This window comes from Dactylosporangium sp. NPDC049525, from assembly GCF_040676755.1.
Taxonomy (GTDB): Bacteria; Actinomycetota; Actinomycetes; order Mycobacteriales; family Micromonosporaceae; genus Dactylosporangium.
In genome coordinates this window covers 1-23,270 of the sequence record NZ_JBFAPO010000066.1, presented here as the reverse complement: position 1 = coordinate 23,270, position 23,270 = coordinate 1, and the positions used below count along the sequence as shown (strand labels likewise).

Annotated in this window: 18 protein-coding genes; 10 read left to right on the top strand and 8 right to left on the bottom strand. The window is 71.4% G+C overall.

Annotated elements, in window-relative coordinates; genetic code table 11:
• Positions 1–106 precede the first annotated feature (106 nt).
• The 3 genes from AB0K00_RS49140 to AB0K00_RS49130 all read right to left on the bottom strand — a co-directional run bounded on the left by AB0K00_RS49140 (position 107) and on the right by AB0K00_RS49130 (position 2,466).
• Positions 107–1,021 carry a hypothetical protein gene (locus tag AB0K00_RS49140; RefSeq protein WP_363537261.1) on the bottom strand — a complete coding sequence of 305 codons (915 nt, stop codon included), beginning with the start codon at positions 1,019–1,021 and terminating at the stop codon, positions 107–109.
• Between the two features lie 147 nt (positions 1,022–1,168).
• Positions 1,169–1,546, bottom strand: a complete 378-nt coding sequence (locus tag AB0K00_RS49135; protein WP_363537258.1) for a VOC family protein — start codon at positions 1,544–1,546, stop codon at positions 1,169–1,171.
• 8 nt (positions 1,547–1,554) lie between these two features.
• Positions 1,555–2,466, bottom strand: coding sequence for a hypothetical protein (locus AB0K00_RS49130; protein ID WP_363537255.1), 912 nt, complete (start codon positions 2,464–2,466; stop codon positions 1,555–1,557).
• A gap of 271 nt (positions 2,467–2,737) precedes the next feature.
• Here AB0K00_RS49130 and AB0K00_RS49125 point away from each other — a divergent pair, with 271 nt between their 5' ends.
• Positions 2,738–4,927, top strand: a complete 2,190-nt coding sequence (locus AB0K00_RS49125; protein ID WP_363537252.1) for a discoidin domain-containing protein — start codon at positions 2,738–2,740, stop codon at positions 4,925–4,927.
• A 168-nt stretch (positions 4,928–5,095) separates the two neighbouring features.
• On the opposite strand, the gene AB0K00_RS49120 is transcribed toward AB0K00_RS49125, so the two are convergent.
• From AB0K00_RS49120 to AB0K00_RS49105, 4 genes are all read right to left on the bottom strand, one after another.
• A complete protein-coding gene (locus AB0K00_RS49120) occupies positions 5,096–7,120 on the bottom strand; it encodes an MMPL family transporter (RefSeq protein ID WP_363537250.1) in 2,025 nt (674 codons plus the stop codon).
• A gap of 83 nt (positions 7,121–7,203) precedes the next feature.
• Positions 7,204–7,968: an aminotransferase class IV gene (locus AB0K00_RS49115; protein WP_363537247.1), complete on the bottom strand. Its 765-nt coding sequence runs from the start codon at positions 7,966–7,968 to the stop codon at positions 7,204–7,206.
• Positions 7,919–9,427 (bottom strand): chemotaxis protein CheW, encoded by a 1,509-nt coding sequence (locus tag AB0K00_RS49110; protein ID WP_363537245.1) that lies wholly within the window; start codon positions 9,425–9,427, stop codon positions 7,919–7,921. The genes AB0K00_RS49115 and AB0K00_RS49110 overlap by 50 nt, the downstream gene beginning before the upstream one ends.
• Positions 9,424–12,243, bottom strand: a complete 2,820-nt coding sequence (locus AB0K00_RS49105; protein ID WP_363537242.1) for a PAS domain S-box protein — start codon at positions 12,241–12,243, stop codon at positions 9,424–9,426. The genes AB0K00_RS49110 and AB0K00_RS49105 overlap by 4 nt, the downstream gene beginning before the upstream one ends.
• 130 nt (positions 12,244–12,373) lie before the next feature.
• On the opposite strand from AB0K00_RS49105, the gene AB0K00_RS49100 reads away from it, so the two are divergent.
• The 8 genes from AB0K00_RS49100 to AB0K00_RS49065 all read left to right on the top strand — a co-directional run bounded on the left by AB0K00_RS49100 (position 12,374) and on the right by AB0K00_RS49065 (position 20,338).
• Positions 12,374–13,435 carry a sensor histidine kinase gene (locus AB0K00_RS49100; protein WP_363537239.1) on the top strand — a complete coding sequence of 354 codons (1,062 nt, stop codon included), beginning with the start codon at positions 12,374–12,376 and terminating at the stop codon, positions 13,433–13,435.
• Positions 13,436–13,444: 9 nt separating this feature from the next.
• Positions 13,445–14,107 (top strand): response regulator transcription factor, encoded by a 663-nt coding sequence (locus AB0K00_RS49095; protein WP_363537237.1) that lies wholly within the window; start codon positions 13,445–13,447, stop codon positions 14,105–14,107.
• A gap of 20 nt (positions 14,108–14,127) precedes the next feature.
• Positions 14,128–14,922, top strand: coding sequence for a HEAT repeat domain-containing protein (locus AB0K00_RS49090; RefSeq protein WP_363537234.1), 795 nt, complete (start codon positions 14,128–14,130; stop codon positions 14,920–14,922).
• A gap of 85 nt (positions 14,923–15,007) precedes the next feature.
• On the top strand, positions 15,008–16,213 hold the full coding sequence (locus AB0K00_RS49085) for an MFS transporter (RefSeq protein ID WP_363537231.1): 1,206 nt from the start codon (positions 15,008–15,010) through the stop codon (positions 16,211–16,213).
• A gap of 102 nt (positions 16,214–16,315) precedes the next feature.
• A complete protein-coding gene (gene clpX / locus AB0K00_RS49080; protein WP_363537228.1) occupies positions 16,316–18,043 on the top strand; it encodes an ATP-dependent Clp protease ATP-binding subunit ClpX in 1,728 nt (575 codons plus the stop codon).
• A 32-nt stretch (positions 18,044–18,075) separates the two neighbouring features.
• Positions 18,076–18,747 carry a hypothetical protein gene (locus AB0K00_RS49075; protein ID WP_363537225.1) on the top strand — a complete coding sequence of 224 codons (672 nt, stop codon included), beginning with the start codon at positions 18,076–18,078 and terminating at the stop codon, positions 18,745–18,747.
• 33 nt (positions 18,748–18,780) lie between these two features.
• On the top strand, positions 18,781–19,146 hold the full coding sequence (locus tag AB0K00_RS49070) for a hypothetical protein (protein ID WP_363537222.1): 366 nt from the start codon (positions 18,781–18,783) through the stop codon (positions 19,144–19,146).
• A 253-nt stretch (positions 19,147–19,399) separates the two neighbouring features.
• Positions 19,400–20,338: a helix-turn-helix domain-containing protein gene (locus AB0K00_RS49065; RefSeq protein ID WP_363537219.1), complete on the top strand. Its 939-nt coding sequence runs from the start codon at positions 19,400–19,402 to the stop codon at positions 20,336–20,338.
• A gap of 49 nt (positions 20,339–20,387) precedes the next feature.
• Here AB0K00_RS49065 and AB0K00_RS49060 read toward each other — a convergent pair whose 3' ends face one another.
• A complete protein-coding gene (locus tag AB0K00_RS49060; RefSeq protein WP_363537216.1) occupies positions 20,388–21,956 on the bottom strand; it encodes a putative Ig domain-containing protein in 1,569 nt (522 codons plus the stop codon).
• A gap of 166 nt (positions 21,957–22,122) precedes the next feature.
• Between AB0K00_RS49060 and AB0K00_RS49055 the strand changes: the two genes are divergently transcribed.
• On the top strand, positions 22,123–23,270 hold a 1,148-nt coding region (locus AB0K00_RS49055; protein ID WP_363537213.1), incomplete at its 3' end, for an amidohydrolase family protein.

The following is a 23,270-nucleotide window of genomic DNA, read 5'->3' as shown; positions in this document are numbered from 1 at the left end:
GTGCCGGGTCCGGCGGTTGGGTGACCGCCGTGGATCGGGGCGCTTCCGGGCGTTCCTGGTGCATCGTCAGATGACTGACGGACAAGCCGCTGCGGCGGCCGGTGGCTCAGCTCCGCGCGTGGCCGGACAGCCCGGACAGCTCTGTGATGCGGCGCAGGAGCAGGCCCTCGCGCAGCGCCCACGGGCAGACGTCGACGTGCGTGATGTCGAGGGCTTCCATGGTGGCGGCGGCGATGACGGCCCCGGCGAGGAGCTGCCGGGAGCGGCTGGCGGCGACGCCGGGCAGGGCGGCGCGGTCCTCGGGGCGCATCGCGGCCAGGCGCGGGATCCACTGGCGGAGGCCGCCGATGGTGAGCCGGCCGTCGGCGCCGGCGACCCGGGCCAGCTGCTTGAACGTCTTGGACGTCGCGATGTAGCGTGCCGCCTCCGGCATGCCGGCCGCAAATGGCCGCACGGAGCGCAGGACGTGCCGGTGGACGGCGTCGACGTCGCGGGTGCGGGCCGGGTGGCACGGCAGCATCGTGCGGGTGACGCGGGCCGCGCCCAGCGGCAGCGACACGGCGATGTCGGGCAGCTCGCCCGCGCCGGCCGCGATCTCGGTCGTCGCGCCGCCGATGTCGAGCAGCAGCACCTGCCCCGCGGACCGGCCGAGCCAGCGCCGCACGGCGAGGAACGTGACGCGGGCCTCGTCCTCGCCGCTGAGGGAGCGCAGCTCGATGCCGGCGGCCTCGCGGACCCGGTCGCGGATCTCCTGGACGTTGGTGGCGTCGCGGATCGTGGCGGTGGCGAGGGGGATGAGGTCGGTGACGGCGTGGCGGCGGGAGGCGTCGACGGTCTCGGTGACGGCGGAGACGAGCCGGTCGACCGCTTCGTCGGACAGCGCCCCGTCGCCGTCGACGGAGTCGGCCAGCAGGGTCGGTGCCTTCAGCCGGAACACCGACTGCGGCGGGCCTCCGGGGCGTGCGTCCACGACGTGCAGGTGCGCGGCGTTGGAGCCCACATCGAGCACGGCCAGTCGCATCGGCACCCCTCCCCGTCGTCCTGCTGCGTCAGCGCAGTGGCGCTACCCCGACATTGTCCCACCGAAACATTGCGCCACTGTTCCCGGAAACGGTCGGATCGGCGCTACGAGACGGAGGACACACAAAAGCGTCCATTGTGGACGGCATCAGGCCGGCACGTGCCCCAGATCGACGATGCAGAACCGGTTGCCGTCGGGATCGGCGAGCACCACGAAGTCGGGGTCGTCGGGGTAGCTGTCCCACGCCACCCGTTGTGCGCCCAGCACAACCAGCCGCGCCGCCTCGGCCTCCTGCTCGGCCACGTCGGCGACATGCAGGTCCAGGTGGATTCGCGGGTGATCCTGCGGCGGGGTCTCGTTGCGCTGCAACGCGATCGGGGTGCCGGCGCCGTCCGCGGGGACGAGGATCGTCGCGGCGCCGCCGAAGCCCGTCTCGTGCAGGCGGTAGCCCAGCGCCTCCTGCCAGAACCGGACGGCGCGCGGCTGGTCGGTGACGCCCAGGACGATCGCACCCACGGTCAGCACGCCGCGGCTCAGCTCTTCGGGGCCTCGAACACGAGCATGGCGTCGGCCGGGGGTTCGCCGTAGATGGCGCGCACGTCGGCCTCGTCGAAGCGGGACTCGTCGGCGACGTTGACGAAGTCGCGGATCGCGGTGCCGGAGCAGTACGTGTCGGCGAGCGGCGCGCCGCGTCCGGCCTTGACGTCGGGGACGTGCACGGTGCGGAAGTCGACGCTGTAGCGGGCCAGACCGGAGGTGTTCGGGGTCGACCGGTGCAGCTGGGCGCCGGAGAACAGCAGCACCTGGCCGGGCGCGGGCAGCACCACCAGCTCGTTCGGCGGGTTGTGCTCGATCGCGCCGGGGCGGACCTGGGCCTCCTGCTTGACCGACGCGGCGGTGGTGAGCCGGCCGACGTTGTTGCGGTAGTAGTCGAAGTCGCCGGAGTTGTTGTCGACGGGCCGGTTGAACCGGTCGAGGTCGAAGGACATCGCGTTGTCGTCGCGCGCCGGGAAGATCGGCAGCCACCAGTTGAGCTGCTGGTTCGGCGCGGAATACCACACGTCGCGGTGCCACGGGAAAGCGAACGCCACGCCGGTGGTCAGGTGCCCGACCGGGAACGAGGTGCGGGGCTTCGGCACGTCGAAGTGGGTCTCCTCGGCGGTGAAGCCGGCCTCCTCGATGATGTTGCGGACCAGCTTCTTGGACCGCTCGTCGTGGATGAACCGCGGCTTCCACGGGCCGAGCAGCGCGGCCATCGCGGCCGGCTCGAAGTGCTCGTGGGCGTGCTCCGGGTCGTGCGGCGCGAACAGCTCGGTCAGCTGCTGCCGGGCGTGGTCGACGAACTTCGCGACCGAGGGCAGCTTCGTCATCACCAGCAGGTGACCGTCGTAGAGGCGTTGGCGCAGCACCTCTGGCGGTGCCTGCAGGTCGACGTGAACGGCCATCTGACTTTCCTCCCCGGAGAAACATTCGCAGGTGAGCCTAGGCATCCGGCGGTGCGCGCGACACCCGGACCCCCGGACAGTGGCGGGTTCGTCAGCTTTCTGACTGAAGGGGGTAGGGCGCCCCTCGGGTGATCGGCCGACCCGGCTCCGCCGAAACAGCAGGCCAAGATCGAAATTGGCAAATGGATGGCAACCGATTGCCATGCCGAGAGCCCGGTCATTACCGTCCGAGGCACATGTCCCCACCCCGCCAATGAGGGAGATGCACCAAATGCCCCATGCCCAAATCAGGGCGGCAAAAGCCCTGCTCAGCGCCGTACTCCTGCTCGGCGGCACGGTCAGCGTCCTCGGTGCCACCGCCGGTGCCGCGCACGCGGCCTGCGGCACGAGCAACGTCGCGCTCAACAAGCCCGCCACCTCCTCGTCCAACGAGAACGGCAGCCTGACCCCGAACAAGGCCGTCGACGGCAACGCCAGCACCCGCTGGTCCAGCGCCTTCAGCGACCCCCAGTGGCTGCAGGTCGACCTCGGCGCCACCACCGACGTCTGCCAGGTCGTCATCACCTGGCAGACGTCCTACGCGAAGGCGTTCAGCGTCGAGGTCTCGCCGACGGCCGCGGCCGGCAGCTGGACCTCGATCTACTCCACCACCACGAGCACCGGCGGCACGCAGACGCTCAACGTCGCCGGCAGCGGTCGCTACCTGCGCGTCTACGGCACGCAGCGGGCGACCGGCTACGGCTACTCGATCAAGGAGCTGGCCGTCTACAGCGGCACGCCCACCGAGCCGCCGGTCTGCACGAACCCGCCGGTGTCCGGGGCGCTGCCGTCCACGTTCATCGTGTTCGACCCGTCCATGTCCGCGGCCAGCATCCAGAGCCAGGTCAACGCGGTCTTCGCCCAGCAGGAGGCCAACCAGTTCGGCACCCAGCGTTACGTGCTGGCCTTCAAGCCCGGCACGTACAGCGGCATCAACGTCAACACCGGTTTCTACACCTCGGTGATCGGTCTCGGCCGCAACCCCGACGACGTCGTCATCAACGGCGACGTCACGGTGGACGCCGGCTGGTTCGGCGGCAACGCGACGCAGAACTTCTGGCGGTCGATCGAGAACCTGTCGATCGTGCCGAGCGTCGCCAACAACGGCGACCGCTGGGCCGTCGCGCAGGCCGCGCCGATGCGCCGGGTGCACATCCGGGGCAAGCTCAACCTGGCCCCCAACGGCTACGGCTGGGCCAGCGGCGGCTACATCGCCGACAGCAAGATCGACGGCAGCGTCGGGCCGTACTCGCAGCAGCAGTGGTACACCCGGGACAGCTCCATCGGCAGCTGGGTCAACGGCGTGTGGAACATGGTGTTCTCCGGCGTGCAGGGCGCCCCGGCGAACAGCTTCCCCAGCCCGGCGTACACCGTCGTCGGCAACACCCCGGTCATCCGGGAGAAGCCGTACCTGTACCTGGACGGCAGCACCTACCGGGTGTTCGTGCCCAACCTGCGCACCAACGCGGTCGGCACCACGTGGTCCGGCGGCTCCACCCCGGGCTCGTCCATCCCGATCTCGGACTTCTTCGTCGTGACGCCGGGCACCGGTGCCGCCACGATCAACGCCGCTCTCGCCTGCGGCAAGCACCTGTTCTTCGCCCCGGGCGTCTACCACCTCAACCAGACGCTCAACGTCACCAACCCGAACACCGTCATCCTCGGTGAGGGGTACCCGACGCTGATCCCGGACAACGGGGTCAACGCGATGACCGTCGCCGACGTGGACGGCGTGAAGATCGCGGGCGTGCTCTTCGACGCCGGCACCGCCAACTCCAACGCGCTGCTCACCATCGGTCAGGCCGGCGCCACCGCCGGTCACGCCACCAACCCGACCACGGTCCAGGACGTCTTCTTCCGCATCGGCGGCGCCGGACCCGGCAAGGCGACCAACAGCCTGGTCGTCAACTCCAACAACACGATCATCGACCACATCTGGGCCTGGCGCGCCGACCACGGCGCCGGCGTCGGCTGGACCGTCAACACCGCCGATACGGGCCTGATCGTCAACGGCAACAACGTCTCCGCCTACGGGCTGTTCGTCGAGCACTACCAGAAGGACGAGGTGATCTGGAACGGTCAGGGCGGCCGGACCATCTTCTTCCAGAACGAGCTGCCCTACGACCCGCCGAGCCAGTCCGCCTGGCGCACCGGGGCCCGCGGGTACGCGGCGTACAAGGTCGCCGACACCGTCACGTCACACGAGGCGTGGGGGATGGGCAGCTACTGCAACTTCACCGCCGACCCGTCGATCGTCGCCGAGCACGGCTTCGAGTCCCCGGTGACAGCGGGCGTGAAGTTCCACGACCTGCTCACCGTCTCCCTCGGCGGCAAGGGCACGATCGCGCACGTCATCAATACCACGGGCGGCCCGGCGCAGGGCACGAACACAGTTCCGGTGTACCTGGTGAGCTTCCCGTGACAGCTTTTCGTTAACAGCGTTTGACATTCCTGTTCCATCGACGTACAACTCTGTGAGAGCGCTCTCAGCAGAGCTTGCCCGGGTCGGCCGCCACCGGCCCGGGCAGGACCGTTCTGGGGCGGGGCCCGTCCGGCATGGGAGCGCCGGGCGGGCCCATCTGCGTGCCGGCTACGGCAGCGCGGCGGCGACCCGGGGCCGGGTCTCGGCGGCCGCGGGCTCGATCGCCGGCGGGACGCGGCCGGGCCACCAGGCGGCGCCGCCGAGCAGGGTCATCGTCGCCGGGACCAGCAGCATCCGGACCACGGTCGCGTCCAGGACGATCGCCACGACCAGGCCGAGCCCGATCTCCCGGATCGGCGCGAACCCGCCGACCAGGAACCCGGCGAACACCACCACGAGCAGCAGCGCTGCCGAGGTGACGATCCGGCCGGTCTGCTGCAGGCCGACGGCCACCGAGCGGCGGGAGTCCGCACCGGTGAGGCGGTGCTCGCGGATGCGGGCGAGCAGGAACACCTCGTAGTCCACCGACAGGCCGAACGCGATCGCGGCGACGAGGACCGGCACGGTCAGGTCGATCATGCCGAGGTCGCCGCGGTCCTGGAAGACGAGGGTGACCACGCCCAGCGCGGCGCCGATGCTCAGGACGCTGGTCAGCACGGCCTTCAGCGGCAGCAGCAGCGAGCGGGTGAACGCGGCGAGCAGGACCACCGTCGCGGCGACGACGATGAGCGCGGCGAGCGGGCCGTAGTCGGCGAGCATGCCGCGGTAGTCGACGAGGCGCGCCGCGTCGCCGGCGACGAGGACCTCGAAGGGTGCCGCCACGTCCCGGACCGCGGTGACCGTCGCGCGGCCCTGCGGAGTCTCGGGGCGGTGCACGGGCGTCGCGCGGACCACGGACACCGCCGGCGACACGGGCTCGACCTGCACCGCGGAGACGCCGGGGACGCCGCGCACGCGGTCGGCGAACCGCACCGTCGCGGGGTCGCCGGCGGGGGAGCGGACGACGGCGAGGATGTCGTCGGGCCCGACGAACGCGGGGTAGTGGGCGGCGAGCTGGTCGTACTGCTGGCGGGTCTGCGTCTCCGACGGCAGGGCCCGGGCGTCGCTGTTGCCGAGGCGCATGTGCACGGCGGGCACGGCGAGGGCGAGCAGGCCGGCGGCGGTGAGCACGGTGGTGAGCACCGGGCGGCGCTGCACCGCGACGGCGATCCGGCCGAAGACCCCGCCGCCGGCGCGGGCCGCCGCGGGCCGGACCCGCTTGCCGACGAGCGCGAGCACCGCCGGGAGCAGGGTGAGCACGGCCAGCATGTTGACCAGCACGACGCCGGTACCGGCGAGCCCCATCGAGCGCAGGAACGCGTCGGGGAATACGGCCAGGCCGAGCAGGCTGGCGGCGACCGTGAGGCCGGTGACGGCGATGGTCCGGCCGGCCTTGTCGACGGCGGCGGCGAGGGCGGTGGCCACGTCGTCGGTCGCGGCCCGCTCGGTGCGGAACCGGCTGATCAGCAGCAGCCCGTAGTCGACGGCGAGGCCGACGCTGAGCATGGTGGCGACCTGGATCGCGTAGACGGAGATGTCGGTGCCGAAGCTGAGCGCGTACAGCAGGCCGAACGTGCCGCCGATCCCGGCGAGCGCGACGATCAGCGGCATCGCCCCGGCGAGCAGCCCACCGAACACGACGACGAGCAGGACGAGCACGACGGGAAGGGTGAACAGCTCGGCCCGCTGCACGTCGGACTGGGCCTGCGCGGAGAACTCGCTGTCGGTGAGCGGCCCGCCCGTGACGGTCACCCTCGCGGGGTCGACGGCCCGCAACCGTTCCGCGACCTTCGCCGAGGCGTCGTCGCCGGGCGGCGCCACCGTCACCTGCAGCAGCACCGCCGTGCCATCGGCGGACGGCAGCGGCGTGCCCACCTCGGTGACGCCGGCCATGCCACGCACCTCGGTCAGCGCGGCGGACAGGTCGACGCCGCCGGTCGCGACCACGGTCAGCTCCGCGGGCCGCGGCCCGGCGGCGTCGTCGCGCAGCTTCAGGGCCCGCTCGGTCTCCGAGCCGGGCACGGTGGCGACCTGCGCGGTGAGCTTCATGAACACCCCGCCGCCGACGCCGAACCCCACGGCGACGACCGCGACCCAGAACACGATGACCATCACGGGCCGGCGCAACGCCAGCGCTGTCAGAATCCGGAACATGGCGTCGATGCTCGTCGTCGCGGCCCCGGTCCCGCCTCGCCGCGGGGAGCGGTCTTCGCCTCCCTCTCAGGAGTGAGCCCGGGCTACAGCTCGTCCCACGGGACCGAGGACAGGGCGCCGCCGACCCTGGCCATGAGGGCGTCGTCGATGTCGAAGACGTGCTCGTCGATCGCGGTGACCGGCACGACGCCGATCGAGTTGGCGGCGAACGCGGCCCGGTAGGCGCCGAGGTCGTCCAGCGTCACCGGAACCCGGCGGGACGGCAGGAGCGGCTCGATCAGCTGCATGGTGATGCCCGGCAGGGCCGGCGCGTCCGGCCACACGACGTGGGTACCGTCGAAGAACGCGATGTTGTGCACGGCGGCCTCGCTCACCGAACCGTCGGGGCCGGTGAGCAGCGCGTCGTCGAAGCCGTGCTCGACCGCGGCGCGGCCCCAGTAGAGCTGACCGAAACCGCCGAGGTGCTTGATGTGCGCGACGGGCCGCTGGTACGGCGCCGACATCAGCCGCAGCGGCGCCGGCGACGGGTACACCGGCGGCCGGACCGCGACGAGCACCGAGAGCGGACCGTCCGGCGCGGGCTGGTAGACGTTGACCCGCACGGCCGCGTCGGGCACGTCGCGGACCGCGTGGCGCAGCAGCGAGCGCGCGTGCGCGGGCTCCAGCGGGGTGTCGAACAGGGCGAGCGACGCCGACGCCAGCCGGCTCAGGTGCAGGCCCAGGCCCTGCACGCGGCCCGAGCGGACCTGGAACGCGGTCAGGTGGCCGTAGTTCGCCAGCGCCGGGAAGTACAGCTCCTCAGGCGTGGGCGAGTGACCGTCGATCTCCAGCCGGATCAGTCCGTTCATGATCGGTCACCATAGTCCGCACGACCTGCTCGAGGTCGACGCGGGGCAGCATCCGGCCGCCGATCTTCACCAGCGGGCTGCCGGCGAGGGACACGGGCGCGTCGGGGTCGGTGTCGGCGCGGCGCTCCTCCCACTCCGACTCCTCGATCGCGCGCAGGTGCGGCACGATGAAGCCGACGCGGGTGCCGCGGGCCTCGATGAGCAGCACCCGGGCGGTCGCCTCGTCGAGCTCGACCGGCCGGCCGAGGAGGCCGGCGAGGCAGATCAGCGGCACCGACGCGCGCTGGTGGGTGAAGACGCCGCGCAGCGGGCCGCCGCCGACGAACGGGATGACGTCGGTGGGGAACGGCACGATCTCGGTGATCTGGGTCAGCGGGCTCGCGACGTCAACGCCCGCGTCGTAGGTGAGGAACTTGCGCACGCTGGTCTCGATGACCCGGCCGTCGAAGCGCGGGTCGGCGGCGTCGGACCGCTCGGCGACCCGGGCCACGACCGGGGTGCCGCCGACGGGGGTGCCGAGCGCCGCGAGCGTGCCCAGTTCCTCGTCGGCGCGCAGCGCCTCGCCGTCCAGGACCAGGTAGGAGCCGCCGGCCTGGCCGGGCAGGATGCCCACGGCGTGGGCGGAGGCCGGCAGGCCGAACTCCGGCAGCGGCAGCACGTCCGCGTCCGGGACGGCGACGATGCTGACCACCTCCGTGACGGCGAACGCGAGCAGCCCCCGCTCGAACGCCAGGGACACGCCGCGCTTCACGTCCACCGGGGTGAGCGCGCCGAGGCGCAGCACCGCGAGGGTGTCCACCGTCGGCACGTACCGGTCGCCGAGTTCGACCACGCCGTGGATCGTGGGGCCGTCCAGCGGTGAGGACTTGAGGATCAGCTCCGGCACCACCGAGTGGATGTGCGACACGTCGACGGCCAGGCCGATCTCGCCGCAGCGCAGCAGCATCATCATGCTCCGACCGCCGGCGGAGATCCCGGACGCGGCCTGCTGCGCCTGGGCGACCGCGCCGCTCGGCCCGCCGGTGTCCGCAGCCAGCACCATCCCCGGGGTGTGCTTCACCGCAGCGCAGTCCAGGACGCTGACGACGGCGCTGTCGTCCGGGCGCTCGAACGTACGGGTGAACAGCGGCAGGCTGGTGTTGACGCTGATGTCCAGGTGCGCCTCGTCCTCGATGAACACCACGCCGCGGACCGCGTTGGCGAGCAGCCCGAACACCGACCCGTCGTAGGTGACCACGACGACCACCTCGGCGGCGACGGTGTCCTCGTGGCGGTCCAGCAGCACCCGCAGGTCCAGCACCGGGATCACCTGGTGGCGCAGGTTGACCGCGCCGACCAGGCCGGGCGCCACGGCCAGCAACGGGTCGAAGGTCGCCGGGCACGGGATCACCTCCCGCAGCTCCGACAGCGGCAGCGCCACCTGGACGTCCGCGACGGTGAACACACCGTAAAGTGTCATGACTTCTCGGTGGGCCCGGCGCCGATCAGGTCGCCGATGAGGGTGTTCACGGTCCGCGAGGACTCCTGCTGCTGGCGGGTCGAGGCGACGATGTGGTGGATCGACTCGGACGTCTTGCCGACGCTGCGCAGGATCTCCTCGAACGCGTCCTGCGCCCGCTGCGCCACCTGCGAACCCTGGTTGATCCGGGTGGCCGACTCCACGATGAGCCGGCTGATCTCGCGGGCCGAGTCGGAGGAGCGTTCGGCGAGCTTGCGCACCTCACCGGCGACCACGGAGAACCCGACGCCGTGCTCGCCGGCGCGGGCCGCCTCGATCGAGGCGTTGAAGGCCAGCAGGTTCGTCTGCGACGCGATCTCCCCGATGACCTGCACGATCGCGGCGATCTGGTCGGAGGAGCGTTCCATCAGGTCGATCGCCTCGATCGACTTGCGCAGCTCCTCGAAGCCCCGCTGCGCGTTGGACTGCGTCTCCCCGGCCAGCTCGCTGGCCTGGCCGGCGTTGCCGACGATCTGCGCGATCGACGTCGACAGGTCGCCGATGGCGCTGCTCATCTCGCCGGTCTTGGTGCTGAGGCGGTGCTCGAGGGAGACCTGCTCGGTGATGTCCTGCGCATACTTGACGACCTTCACCGGCTCGCCCTTGAGGTCGAAGATCGGGTTGTAGGTGGCCTGCAGGTACACGTCGCGGCCGTACTTGCCGACCCGGTGGAACCGGCCGTTGAGGAACTCCCCGCGGCTCAGCCGCAGCCAGAAGTCCCGGTACTCCGGCGAGGTGATGTATTCCTGGGTGCAGAACATGCTGTGGTGCTGGGTCCTGATCTCGCGCAGCGAGTAGCCCATGGTCCGCAGGAAGTTGTCGTTGGCGGTGAGGACGTTGCCCTCGAGGTCGAACTCGATGACCGCCTGCGCGCGGTTGATCGCGGTGACCTTGCCCTCGAACTCGGCGTTGCGCAGCTTCGCCGCCGTCACGTCCGCCGCGAACTTCACGATCTTGTAGGGCCTGCCGTCGAGGTCGAGGATCGGGTTGTAGGTCGCCTGGATCCAGATCTCGCGGCCGTCCTTCGCGACGCGCTTGTACTCCCCGGTGTCGTACTCGCCGCGCCGCAGCCGCTGCCAGAAGTCCTCGTACTGGTCGGAGGTGGCGTCGACGGGGTCGACGAACAGCCGGTGGTGCTTGCCGCGGACCTCCTCGAGGGTGTAGCCGAACAGGTCCAGGAAGTTGCGGTTGGCGTCCAGGACCGTGCCCTTGGGGTCGAACTCGATGACCGCCTGCGCGCGGTTGATCGCGTTGACCTTGCCCTCGTACTCCGCGTTGCGCTGCTTCGCCTCGGTGACCTCGGTGGCGTACTTGACGACCTTGTACGGCCGGCCCTCCAGGTCGAAGATCGGGTTGTAGCTCGCCTGCAGCCACACCTCCTTGCCGGCCTTGCCGATCCGCTTGAACTCCCCGGTCTCGAACTCACCGCGGGTGAGTTTCGCCCAGAATGCCCGGTATTCCTCGCTCGCGGCGTGGACGGGGTCGACGAACATCCGGTGGTGCTTGCCGCGCAGCTCGTCGACGTTGGTGTAGCCGGTCAGCTGCAGGAAGTTGCGGTTCGCGTCGACGATGATCCCGTCGAGGTCGAACTCGATGACCGCCTGGGCCCGGTCGATCGCGGTGACCTTGCCCTCGTACTCGGCGTTGCGCTGCTTCGTCTCGGTGATGTCGGTGGCGTACTTGACGACCTTGTACGGCCGGCCCTCCAGGTCGAGGATCGGGTTGTAGGTTGCCTGCAGCCACACCTCGCGGCCGTTCTTGCCGATCCGCTTGAACTCGCCGGCCTCGTAGTGACCCTTCGCGAGCTTCTGCCAGAAGTTGCGGTACGCGCTGCTGCGCGCCTCGTCCTCGGTGACCAGCTTCCGGTGGTGGTGCCCGACCAGCTCGTCGGCGTCGTAGCCGGTCGCGTCCAGGAACGTCTTGTTCACCTCCCGGATCGTGCCGTCGAGGTCGAACTCGATGACCGCCTGCGCGCGGCCGATCGCGGCGACCTTGCCCTCGAACTCGACCGTGCGCAGCTTCTGCTCGGTCACGTCCATCGCGTACTTGACGATCTTGTACGGGCGGCCCTCGAGGTCGAAGATCGGGTTGTAGCTGGCCCGCAGCCACACCTCCCGGCCGCCGCGCCCGATCCGCTTGAACTCCCCGCTCTCGACCTCGCCGCGGGCCAGCCGCGCCCAGAACTCGGCGTACCCGGCGCTGTTGCCGTACGCCTCCTCGACGAACATCCGATGGTGCTGGCCGACCACGTCGCCGAGCGAGTAGCCGGTGAGCTGCAGGAAGTTCTCGTTCGCACCCTGGATCTCGCCGGTGAGGTCGAACTCGATGACCGCCTGCGCCCGGTCCACCGCGGAGTACTTGCCGCGCAGCTCCGCCAGGAGCCGCCGGTCGTTGGTGATGTCGTAGGCGGTGAGCAGGATCGCGTCGGGCTCCTTGCCCGCACCGGGCACCGGCCCGCAGTTGAGCCGCAGCCACCGCTGCCGCCCGCCGCTGTCCACGATCGAGGTCACCTGCTCCAGGAACTGCCCCACCCGCGCGCTGTCCATGAGCTGGTCCACGATCTGCGACTGCAGGTGCCAGACCTCCTCCAGCCGCTTGCCGGCCAGGTCGGCCAGCGGCAGGTCGGTCGTCTCCAGCACCCGGTCGTTCACCGAGACGACCGTGCCGTTCTTGGCGTTCAGCACCACGATCATGCGCTCCTGCACCAGGAGGCGCAGCGACGCCTCGGCGAGGGCCGGCGTGTGGCTGTCGTTGACGAGGCCGATCGGATCCGGCACGGTTGCTCCTCGGGTACCGCCGCGGTGCGAACTGATTCATCGTGATGTTCGGCGGCGCGGCACCGGGCTTGAGGACAAACCGCTCCTACGACTGAGGCGCCCGGCCGCGGCGGCGGACAGAATGGCTGCCATGCGCATCCGGGCCGTGGACATCCTGATCACCGCGGTGGTCACCGCCGCGACGGTGTATCCCGCGGCGGTCTGGGGCACCTCGGCCGACGTCGCGCTGGCGCTGCTCGCCTCCGTACCCCTGCTGTGGCGCCGGCAGGCGCCGGTGCTTGTCGCGCTCGCCTGCGGCATCGGCACCACCTGGCTGTCGATCCAGGACCATCTGTTCGACCTGCCGTATGGCCAGCTGGTGGCCACCTACACCTGGGCCGAGCTGGCGACGCCCCGCTGGCGGCTGTTCGCGGTGGCCGGCACCGTCGTCGGTGTCGGCGTGTCCCTCGCTGTTCCGCAGGAGAGCCCGCCGTCCGTCGGCTACGTCGGCATGATGTTCGTGACCGCCTACGCGCTCGGCACCGGCGTCCGGGCCCGCCGCGACCGGATCGCGTACCTGGAGGAGCGCACCCGCCGCCTCACCGAGGGCCGGGACGCCGCCGCGAGCGCCGAACGGGCCAGGATCGCCCGCGACATGCACGACGTGCTCGCCCACTCCGTCGGCCTGATGGTCGTGCAGGCCGAGGGCGGCGCCTCCGTCGTGCGCACCGACGCCGCCCGGGCCGAGGCCGCGTTCGACGCGATCGCCGACACCGGCCGGGAGGCGCTCGTCCAGCTCCGGCACGCCCTCGGCGTCCTGCGTGACCAGCAGCCGGAGCCGCCCGGCCTGGACGCCGTCGCGTCGCTGGTCGAACGCGCCCGCCGGACCGGTCTGGACGTCACCCTCACCCGCGACGCTGTGCCGTCCGTCCCCGCGGAGGTCGGCGCGACCGCGTTCCGGGTCGTGCAGGAGGCCCTCACCAACGCCGTCAAGCACGCCGGTGCGCGGCATGTTGCCGTGGTACTGGCAGCGGAAGGCCCGTCGCTGCGGGTACAGGTGCGCGACGACGGCCGCGGCGGCGTCCCGAAACCCGGCGGTCACGGCCTGTCAGGCATGGCCGAACGGGTCGCGGCGGCCGGCGGCACCCTGCGGACCGGGCCGTCGGAGCAGGGCCCGGGGTTCGAGGTCTCCGCCGTCCTGCCGGCCGGGTAGGTTGCCCCGATGTTGACCGTCGTCGTCGCCGACGATCAGGCCCTCGTCCGTGACGGCCTGTGCATGATCGTGTCCTCCCAGCCGGACATGACCGTCGTCGCCGAGGCCGCCGACGGCGTCGAGGCCGTCGCCGCCGCCCGCGCCCACCACGCGGACGTCGTCCTCATGGACGTGCGGATGCCGAACCTCGACGGCATCGGCGCCACCCGCGAGATCTGCGCCGCGACCGCCGCCCGCGTGCTGGTCCTCACCACGTTCGACCTCGACGAATACGTCTACGACGCGCTGCGGGCCGGAGCGTCGGGGTTCCTGCTCAAGGACATGCACCGCACCGAGCTCGTCGCCGCCGTGCGGACGGTCGCCGCGGGGGAGTCGCTGCTGGCGCCGACCGTCACCCGCCGGCTCATCGCCGACGTCCTGCGCCACCGCTCCGCGGCACCATTGCCGCTGCTCAGGTCGTTGTCGTCGCTCACGCCGCGGGAGCTGGACACCCTGCGCCAGGTCGCCCGCGGCCTGTCCAACGCGGAGATCGCCGCGGAGCTGTTCGTCACCGAGCACACCGTCAAGACGCACGTCTCCAGCGTCCTGACCAAGCTCGGCCTCCGCGACCGCGTGCAGGCGGTCGTCGTCGCCTACGAGTCCGGCCTGGTCCGGCCCGGCGGCCCGATCTGAGGCATGTGTACCGTTGGGCGGTGGACCTCCGCTCCGGCCCCCTCGAAGAACGCGAGGAGCAGCTCTATCAGCTCCTCGACCGGCTCCGCGAACACGGCGACGAAACCGCCGCGGCCGCGGTCCGCACCGTCGTGCGCGACTACCAGGATTACCACCGCTCTCTGTACACGAGGGCGCTGAACCAGGCGGAGCTCTTCGTCGACGAGTCGCTGCGCGCGCCGCTGCTCGCCGCGCTGACGGACACCCGGTACAACTGCCAGGCGTGGGCGGCGATCGGCTGCGCCGCCGGCGGCTTCACCGAGGCCGTGCCGGCCCTCGTCTACCTCGTCGACGACCACGACTGGAACGTCCGCGAGCAGGCCATGCGCGCCCTCGGCCGGCTCGGCGACGCCACCGTCGTGCCCGCGCTCGCCCCGCTGCTCGGCGACCCGCAGGAGTACACCCGCCAGCACGCCGCCGACGCCCTCGGCGAGATCGGCGGCCCGGAGGCTCTCGACGCGCTGTGGCACGAGTTCGAGCACCGGCGGTTCGCCCGGATCGGTTACGTCGCCAGCAACCTCGCCCGCTTCACTCCCGAGGTCATGCCCCGCCTCGAGCAGGCCATCACCAGCCCCGACCCCAACCAGCGGTACTGGGCGGCGATCGCGCTGGGCTCCACCGGCGACGAGCGGGCCGCACCGACCCTGGAGCACCTCATGGCCACCGACCACGCCGCCACCGTCTTCGACGGCCGGGTCGACGTCGCCGCCAAGAAGGCGCTGCGCACCCTTCGCCGCATCCAGACCGCGATCGCCGCCCGCTCGGCCGCGGGCTGAGTCCGCGGCCCGCTCCGCTGCGGGCTGAATCCGCCGACCGCGAACCGCTCTTGATCCGCGTCGCCGGACGCGATCAGGTGAGTCGATGAGCATCGGTGTCCGCTCCTCGCCCTACTGGCCCGTCGTCAGCCACCCGCAGCTCGGCCGGGTCCTGCCCGGCCTGGTGGTCTCCGCCCTCGGCGACGGCATGTCCCTGGTCGCCGTCACCTGGCTCGCCCTGCAACTGGCACCGGACACGCACCGCGGCACCTGGGTCGCGGTCGCCGTCGCCGCATACTCGCTGCCGAGCGCCGCCGGCGGCGTCCTCTTCGGCCGGTTCCTGCGCGGCCGCGGCGGCGCCCAGCTCGCCGGATGGAACGCGATCCTGCGCGCCACCGCCCTCGGTGCGATCGCCGTCACCTACGCCCTCGGCGGCCTGAACCTGGGCGTGTACGTGACGCTCCTGGCCGCTTCCTCACTGCTGGCCGCGTGGGGCTCGGCCGGGCACTACACGCTCATCGCGGAGCTGCTGCCACCCGTACACCATCTGCCGGCCAACGCCGTGATGACCACGATCGCCAACTTCGCCACCATCGTCGGGCCGCCGCTCGCGGGGTTCCTCATCGGCTGGACCAACCCGGCGACCGTCATCGCTGTCGACGCGGCCAGCTTCGCGGTGCTGGCGCTCACCTATCGCCTCGCGGTGCCGCCCGGCGACCCGGTCGAGGCGCCGGCGTCGTCCACGGCCGGGTTCGGCGCCATCCGCGCCAACCGGACGCTGGTCGGCCTGCTCGCCCTGTCCTTCGCGTTCTTCTTCCTCTTCGGGCCGTTCTACGTCGCCATGCCGATCCACGTCGCCGAGGACCTGCACGCCTCGGCCACCGTCCTGGGCGTCTTCTACACCGCGTTCGGCGCCGGTGCCCTGCTCGGCGGGCTCGTCGCCGGATACCTGAGCCGCTGGTCGCTGTGGCCGACGACGATCGGCATCGTCCTTGCCTTCGGCACCGCGATGCTCCCGCTCGGCCTCGGCGCGCCGACCGTCCTCGCGGTCTCCAGCTTCGCCCTTGCCGGCGCGATCTGGGCACCCTACATGTCCACGTCCATGGCCCTGTTCCAGCGCACCACCCCGGCCGCCGAGCTGCCCCGGGTCCTGGCCGCCAACGGCTCGATCCTGGTCCTCGCGGTGCCGCTCGGCACGATCCTCGGCGGCCCGCTCGTCGCCGGCTTCGGCGCCCGCGAGACCCTGCTGCTCTGCGCGGTCGCCACGATCGCGCTCGGGGTCCTCGCCGCGCTGGTCGTCGCCCGCCGGTGACGCTTCCGTCGAACCGCCGCCCGCCGTCCGCGCCGAATCCCGACCTGTTCGGCGGAGGCGGCGCCCTTGCCACGTCCGGTGGCGGTGACCTTCGATGGCTACGTGTCGTGGAAAACGGACAACAACCCGGTGTTCTGCTCCTTCTGCAAAAAGCCGAATCGGGAGGTGAAGAAGGTCGTCGCCGGGCCTGGTGTGCACATTTGCGACGAGTGCATCAACATCTGCGTCGAGATCATGGTCGAGGAGGGCCTGCCGCTGAGCGTGCCGGTTGCCGCGGCCGCGCCGCAGGTCTCCGCGCCCGGGCCGCCGGTGAAACTCACGGTGCCCTCGCCACGGCAGATCTTCGATGCCCTGAGCAAGCAGGTGTACGGCCAGCCGAACAGCCTGAAGGTCACCGCCATCACGGTGTTCCGGCACTACAAGAAGGCGGCCGACGGCGGGTTCGCCGTCTACGAGGACAAGGACAACCTGCTGCTCATCGGGCCGACGGGATCGGGCAAGACGCTGATCGCCAAGGCGCTCGCGGACCTGCTCAAGGTGCCGCTGGCCATCGTCGACGCGACGACCCTCACCGAGGCGGGCTACGTCGGCGAGGACGTCGACATCATCGCCCGGATCCTGATGCGGGAGGCCGGCGACAACCAGGCGCTGGCGGAGAAGGGCATCGTCTTCATCGACGAGATCGACAAGCTGGCCCGGCTGTCCAGCCAGAACCGGAGCATCACCCGCGACGTCAGCGGCGAAGGCGTGCAGCAGGCGCTGCTGACGATGCTCGCCGGCGGCACCGTCGAGGTGAACCTGTCGGGCAACCGCAAGAACCCGGAGATGCCGCGCACCCGGTTCGACATGCGCGAGGTGCTGTTCATCGGCGCCGGCAGCTTCGAGGGCATCCAGCAGATCATCGAGGCGCGCCGGCGGGCGCTGCCGGGGACCGACGCCGGCTCCGCGTTCCCGTCGGCGGCCAACGCGGACGCGTCCAGCTGCTCGCAGCTGGACCTGGAACTGTTCGGGCTCATGCCGGAGTTCGCCGGCCGGTTCACCTCGATCAGCGAACTGCGCGCCCTGGAAGCCGAGGACTACGAACGGATCCTGCGCACCTCACGCCGTTCGGTGCTGCAGGAGTACACCGACTTCTTCCGCTCGCTCGGCGTCGACCTGCAGGTGCAGGACGAGGCGTACGCGGTGATGGCCGGCGCCGTGGTGCAGGAACGCTCGGGCGCCCGCGGGCTGCGCCGGGTCATCGAGCGGATTCTCATGGAAGTGCTGTTCGTGCTGCCGGACAAGCCGTCGTTCAAACGGTGCGTGATCACCGAGGACGCGGCGCGCGGGCTCGCGTCCGCGACGGTCACCGACGGCGACGGGACCGAGGTGAAGCTCCGCCGCAACAAGGTCTTCCTGAGCTACTCCCGCCGGGACGCGACGTTCCTCAACGAACTGCAGACGATGCTCGCGCCGATGGTGCGCAACGGCACCCTCGACGTGTGGTTCGACGGCGACATCAAACCCAGCCAGAAGTGGCGCGAGGAGATCAACAACGCGCTCGGCCTGACGCGCGTGGCGCTGCTGCTGGTGAGCCCCAACTTTCTCGCGTCCGACTTCGTCGTCAAGGAGGAGCTGCCCTTCTTCCTCAAGGCCGCCGCGGAGAACGACGTGAAGATCGTGTGGGTGCTGCTCGGCCACTGCCTCTACGAGGAGACACAACTGGTGCACTACCAGGCCGCGTTCGACCCGGCGCTGCCGTTCGACGGCATGACGGACAGCGCCCGCCGTTCGGCCTGGGCGAAGGTCTGCCGCGAGGTGAAGGCGCTGGTCGACCAGAGCACCTTCTGATTTTTGTCATACCCGTGTGGTGGTATCGGGGCATGGATGTGGTGGTGGAGCGGCACGGCGGGCAGTTCCGGCTCGTGCACGTCGCCGACGCGCTGGTGCCCGCGGTGCGCAAGGCCGCCTTCGTCTCGCGCGACGGTTACTGGTGCAAGCAGTTCCCGCCGGACACCCCACACCTGGACCGCGCCTGGACCAACTTTCAGCGGCTGATCACGCCGCTGCTGCGCCAGGCGGCGGGGCTGGACCCGGTGCCGTGGGCCGAAGCCCTGCACGAGGTGTGCCGCCGCCTCACCCCCGCCGGGGTCGACTGGTGGCTGGGCGGCAGCGCGGCCCTGGCCGTCCGCGGCATCCCGGTCACCCCGGGCGACCTCGACCTCATCGTGTCGGACGCCGACGCCCGGCGGGTGGGTGACCTGCTGCTCGACGGCCTGGTCGAGCCGGTCGCCCCGGCAGACTGGTTCTGCTCCTGGTGGGGCCGCGCGATGCTCGGCGCCAGGGTGGAGTGGGTCGGCGGGGTCGGTCCGGCCGCCGACGAGCCGGAGCCGACCGACTTCGGCCCGCTCGCCGCCGCCGGTCTGGAGGTGGTGCGCTGGCACGACTGGGAGATCAGGGTGCCGCCGCTGGCCTTGCAGCGTGCCGTCAGCGTGCGCCGCGGGCTGACGGAGCGGGTCCGCCTGATCGACGCGGCGGCCGCGACGCCGCGGTGACCGGCCGTGCGGGCGGGTGCCTATGCTCGTCCCGTGCTCGTGCAACCGTTGCCCCTCGGCACCGTCATCACCGCTGTCACCTGGCTGAACACCCCGGAAGGCGGCGGTGGCACGGCGCGCTTCGCCGTCCGGGCGGACGCCGTCAACCGTGCCAGCCCTGCGCTCGTCAACGTCGAGGTCGTCCTGGCGCCGCCGGACGGCGATCATGTCGTCATGCGCGCGGGCGGACCCTCGGTCGGCCCGACCTGGAAGGCGTCGGACCACCAGGAGCCGGGGGTGCTGCCGCAGGCCGGTGCCGCGCTGGTCCTGGTCGAGCAGGCCGACGGTGCGCCCGAGACGTCGGTGTTCAGGACCCGGGACGGGCAGCACTTCGTCCTGTACTTCACCGGTCGGGTCTGACAGGGCGAGCCCGGCGGGCTCGTTGTCCCGCGAGCCGTGGTCGCGAAGGAGCCGGCCGCCCCCGTCGCCGCGGCCGGCACCCTCGCCGTGGCAGGTCAGACGGTCAAGCGGCAACCGTCGCGCCATCGGTCGTCCGGCCGGCGGGTCCGCCCGGGGACGGACCGAGTTCACTACACGGCGGCGGCGACCGGCAAACGGTTCGACGATCGTCGAACGGACGGGATCGATCAACGTCGGTACCATCGACGGGGTGATGTCGGTGTCGATCGGCGTGGAAGGTCTGGCCCGGCTGCGGCTGGCGCCGTCGCCGGCCGTGGAGGCGCTGGAGTGGCTGCGGCTGACGGCGCGTGGTGAGCGGCACCGCGAGCTCGGTGACCCCGGCCCGGCCGCCCGCTTCGCGCTGCGCGACCGCGACGTGGCGCTGCTCGGCAAGGTCGTGCGCGCCAGCTCCAGCTACACGCCGGACCTGCTCAGCCCCGGCCCGAAACTGCACAGCTGGGACGGCGAGTGGCAGCACCAGCTCGAACAGGTCCGCGAGACCCCGGCCGGCGTCGCCGTCGACCAGGTGCTGGGCGGTCAGTTCGCCGACCTGCCGCGTGACGTGCGGGACGCCGTCGACGACGGGACGTTCGCCAGGCGGGCCGCCGTGGGTCTGCGCCGGTTCTACGACACGGCGCTCGCCGACCAGATCACCGCCGTCCGCGACGCCATCGACGCGGAGCTGACCTTGCGCGGGCGGCTGATGGCGCGGCACGGGCTCGGCCACACCTTGAACACGCTGCATCCGTCGGTCCACTGGACCGGCACCCGGATCGAGCTGACGGGATCGTCCGCGACCACGCACCACCTGCCGGCCGCGGGCCTGGTGCTCGTGCCGTCGGTGCTCGGCTGCCCGCGGCTGGCCACGCAGCTGGACGACACGCCCGACGCGACCGTGCAATATCCACTGTGGGGCCGCATCGCCCCCTCGGCCCGGTCGGCGGGGCTGATCGACCTCGTCGGAGCCAGCCGGGCCGCGATCCTGCGCGACCTGGACGAACCCCGCTCGACGACCGAACTGGCCCGGCGGCACGGGCTGAGCAAGTCGACCGTGTCGCATCACCTGGCCGCGCTGTTCGGTGCCGGCCTGCTGGTCCGAGTCCGGCAGGGCAAGGCCGTGCACTACAGCCGCAACCAGGCCGGCGAGCGGTGAGCGTGCGCAGGCCGGGCCCCGGGGGAGCCCGGCCTGCGCGTGCGGTGGATCAGCTGACCGTGACGGCCAGGTCGTCCAGCACGAAGGAGGTCTGCAGGGACGAGTCCTCGGTGCCGTTGAACTTGAGGGTGACGGTCTGGCCGGCGAAGGCGTTGAGGCTGTAGGTCTTGGCCTGGTAGCCGGTGGCCTTGTTCAGGTTGGACAGGGTGCCGAGGGTGGTGGAGCCGGCGGTGACGGTGAGTTTGTCGTACGCCGTTGAGGTGGTGGTCTCGGCGGTGTCGATGTGCACGTAGAAGGTCAGGGTGGCCGAGCAGCCGGCGGGGATGGTGACCGTCTGGGAGATCGACTCGGTGTGGGTGGAGCCGTAGCCGAGCAGCCAGGCGGAGTAGGTGCCGGTGCGGGCGGGCTGGCCCTGGCTGGACCACTGGCCGATGGCGCCGGTCGTGCCGGTCCAGGAGGTCGCGCCGGACTCGAAGCCGGGGTTGAGCAGCTTCTGGCCGCTGCACGTACCGCCGCCGCCACCGCTGACCGTCCAGCTGAACGTGGCCGTCCCGGTCGCGTTGGTGCTGTCCTTGACCGTCACCGTCGAGGTGGTCGTCTGCGCGGTCGTCGGCGTGCCCGAGATCAGGCCGGTGCTCGCGTTGATGGACAGGCCCGCGGGCAGGCCCGTCGCCGAGTAGGTCAGCGTCTGGCCGGAGCCGGACGACGACGCCGAGATCTGCAGCGACTTCGCGGTGCCGACGGTCGCGGTCTGCGCGCCCGGGTTCGTCACGGTGACCGTGTTGCCGCTGCCCGGGGGCTTGGTGAGCAGGCAACCGGCGACCGACAGGTCGATGACCCGCGACGAGTTGAGGCAGGTGGTGAACCAGTAGGTCTGCTCACCGTAGCTCTGTCCCTGGTGGACGGTCACGTTGCCGTTGGCGTCGACCTCACACGGGTTGTTGAGGGTGCAGCTGGCGCCGTCGTCGTTGCCGGTGTTGTTGATGCCGATGATCGTGTTGTCCGACGAGCGGATGATCGGCGAACCGGACGTGCCGTGGGTGGTCTGGCAGCCGGTGTTGTACCGGATCGAGTCGTGCCACGTCCACTGGTCCTCGCGCAGGGTGGGCACGAAGCCGTTGATCGAGCAGGTCCAGACCTGCTTCCAGTAGCTGGACGGGATCGTCATCGCCGTGCCGTCGGCCGGGTGGGTGGCGGCGATCGTCAGCGCGGTGGTGTTGTAGCTCGTCTTGATCTGCGCGAACGTCTGGGTGAGCTGGTACAGCGCGACGTCGGTGTTCGTCATCGTGCCGTAGATCAGCTTGTCGGCGCGCACGGTGCCCAGCGAGGTGCCGGTGTTGCTCAGCAGCGTGCCGGTGCGGGTGCTGGTCCGGTTCTGCAGGACGACGCCGGCGTTGATGAAGCCGCCCTCGTAGCAGTGACCGTTGGTGAGCAGCATGGCCCGCTCACTGTCGACCGACGAGGGGTACCGCACCAGGGCGCCCGAGCAGTTGTTCAGGGCGATGGTCGCGGTCAGCCCGGTGACCTGCAGCGCCTGGGCTGGTGCGGGGCCGGCGACGACGCTCGCGGCGACGGCGAGGATGGCCGCGCCGATCGCGATGACCCGTCTCTTGCGCATGGGTGGGTGGTCCCTTCCGGTTGGGGGTACGCAGCGGGGTGTCGCGGGATACCGCGAACACTTCGCCGACCGTCGATGTGGTGATGGCACCATCACATCGACGGGCATGCCGGTCAACGGGGTGGACCCTTTGCGTACCCCCACGGTTGCCAGGCATGCTGCGCAAATGAGTGCGCTGTTGTTCATCGGCGGCCGGGTGTTCGCCCCCGGGCGGCCCGAGGCGGTCGTGGTCCGCGACGGACGGATCGTCGCCGTCGGGGACCGTTCCGCCGTCATGTCTGAATTGTCCGGCGGTGCGTTCGACGTCGTCGACCTCGACGGCCGCGCGCTCGTCCCCGGCCTTCAGGACGCGCACATCCACCCCGTGTCCGGCGCGCTGGAGCGGCTGCGCTGCGACCTCACGCCGTGGCACACGAAGGCCGACTACCTGGCCGCGGTCGCCGCGTACCCGGGCGACGGCTGGATCACCGGCGGCGGCTGGTCGATGGCGGCGTTCCCCGGCGGCCTGCCGCACCGCGACGACCTCGACACCGTCGCCCCCGACCGGCCCGTCTTCCTGCCCAACCGAGACCATCACTCGGCGTGGGTGAACAGTCGCGCATTGCTGATTGCGGGCATTGATCGTGGCACGCCGGACCCGGCCGATGGAAGGATCGAACGGGATGCCGCGGGGGAGCCGACCGGGGTCCTGCACGAGGGGGCCATGGATCTGATCACGGGGCTGCTGCCCGCCGACACCGCCGAGGACTACGACCGGGCGCTGGTGGAGGCGCAGCGTTACCTGTTCAGCCTGGGCGTCACCGGCTGGCAGGACGCGATCGTCGGCGCCTATGCCGGCACCCGTGACCAGTTCGACACCTACGTGTCGGCGGATGCGGCAGGTGTACTGCGGGCGCGCGTCACCGGCGCGCTCTGGTGGGACCGTGGGGGCGACGAGACGCAGATCGCCGGCTTCGAGGCCCGCCGCGCGCTCGCCACGCACGGCCGGTTCCGCGCGACCGCGGTGAAGATCATGCAGGACGGCGTGGCGGAGAACTTCACCGCCGCCATGATCGACCCGTACGTCGGCCAGGGCGCGCACTGCGGCCAGTCCAACGTCGACCCCGCCCGCCTGCGCGACTACGTGACCCTGCTCGACGCCGCCGGCTTCGGCGTGCACTTCCACGCCATCGGCGACCGCGCCGTCCGCGAGTGCCTCGACGCCGTCGCCGCCGCCCGCGCCGCCGGCGCCGTCGGCGCTTCGGGTGCCGCGGCGGGTGGCGGCTCGGGCATGGGGGTGCGTGGCGGCCCGGCCACCTTGGCACGCGGCGGATC

Coding starts and splice junctions, on each gene's coding strand:
- AB0K00_RS49140 (WP_363537261.1), bottom strand. CDS start 1,021: ATGCGACTGGCCGTGCTCGATGTGGGCTCCAACGCCGCGCACCTGCAC.
- AB0K00_RS49130 (WP_363537255.1), bottom strand. CDS start 2,466: ATGGCCGTTCACGTCGACCTGCAGGCACCGCCAGAGGTGCTGCGCCAA.
- AB0K00_RS49125 (WP_363537252.1), top strand. CDS start 2,738: ATGCCCCATGCCCAAATCAGGGCGGCAAAAGCCCTGCTCAGCGCCGTA.
- AB0K00_RS49120 (WP_363537250.1), bottom strand. CDS start 7,120: ATGTTCCGGATTCTGACAGCGCTGGCGTTGCGCCGGCCCGTGATGGTC.
- AB0K00_RS49115 (WP_363537247.1), bottom strand. CDS start 7,968: ATGAACGGACTGATCCGGCTGGAGATCGACGGTCACTCGCCCACGCCT.
- AB0K00_RS49110 (WP_363537245.1), bottom strand. CDS start 9,427: ATGACACTTTACGGTGTGTTCACCGTCGCGGACGTCCAGGTGGCGCTG.
- AB0K00_RS49100 (WP_363537239.1), top strand. CDS start 12,374: ATGCGCATCCGGGCCGTGGACATCCTGATCACCGCGGTGGTCACCGCC.
- AB0K00_RS49095 (WP_363537237.1), top strand. CDS start 13,445: ATGTTGACCGTCGTCGTCGCCGACGATCAGGCCCTCGTCCGTGACGGC.
- AB0K00_RS49085 (WP_363537231.1), top strand. CDS start 15,008: ATGAGCATCGGTGTCCGCTCCTCGCCCTACTGGCCCGTCGTCAGCCAC.
- AB0K00_RS49075 (WP_363537225.1), top strand. CDS start 18,076: ATGGATGTGGTGGTGGAGCGGCACGGCGGGCAGTTCCGGCTCGTGCAC.
- AB0K00_RS49065 (WP_363537219.1), top strand. CDS start 19,400: ATGTCGGTGTCGATCGGCGTGGAAGGTCTGGCCCGGCTGCGGCTGGCG.
- AB0K00_RS49060 (WP_363537216.1), bottom strand. CDS start 21,956: ATGCGCAAGAGACGGGTCATCGCGATCGGCGCGGCCATCCTCGCCGTC.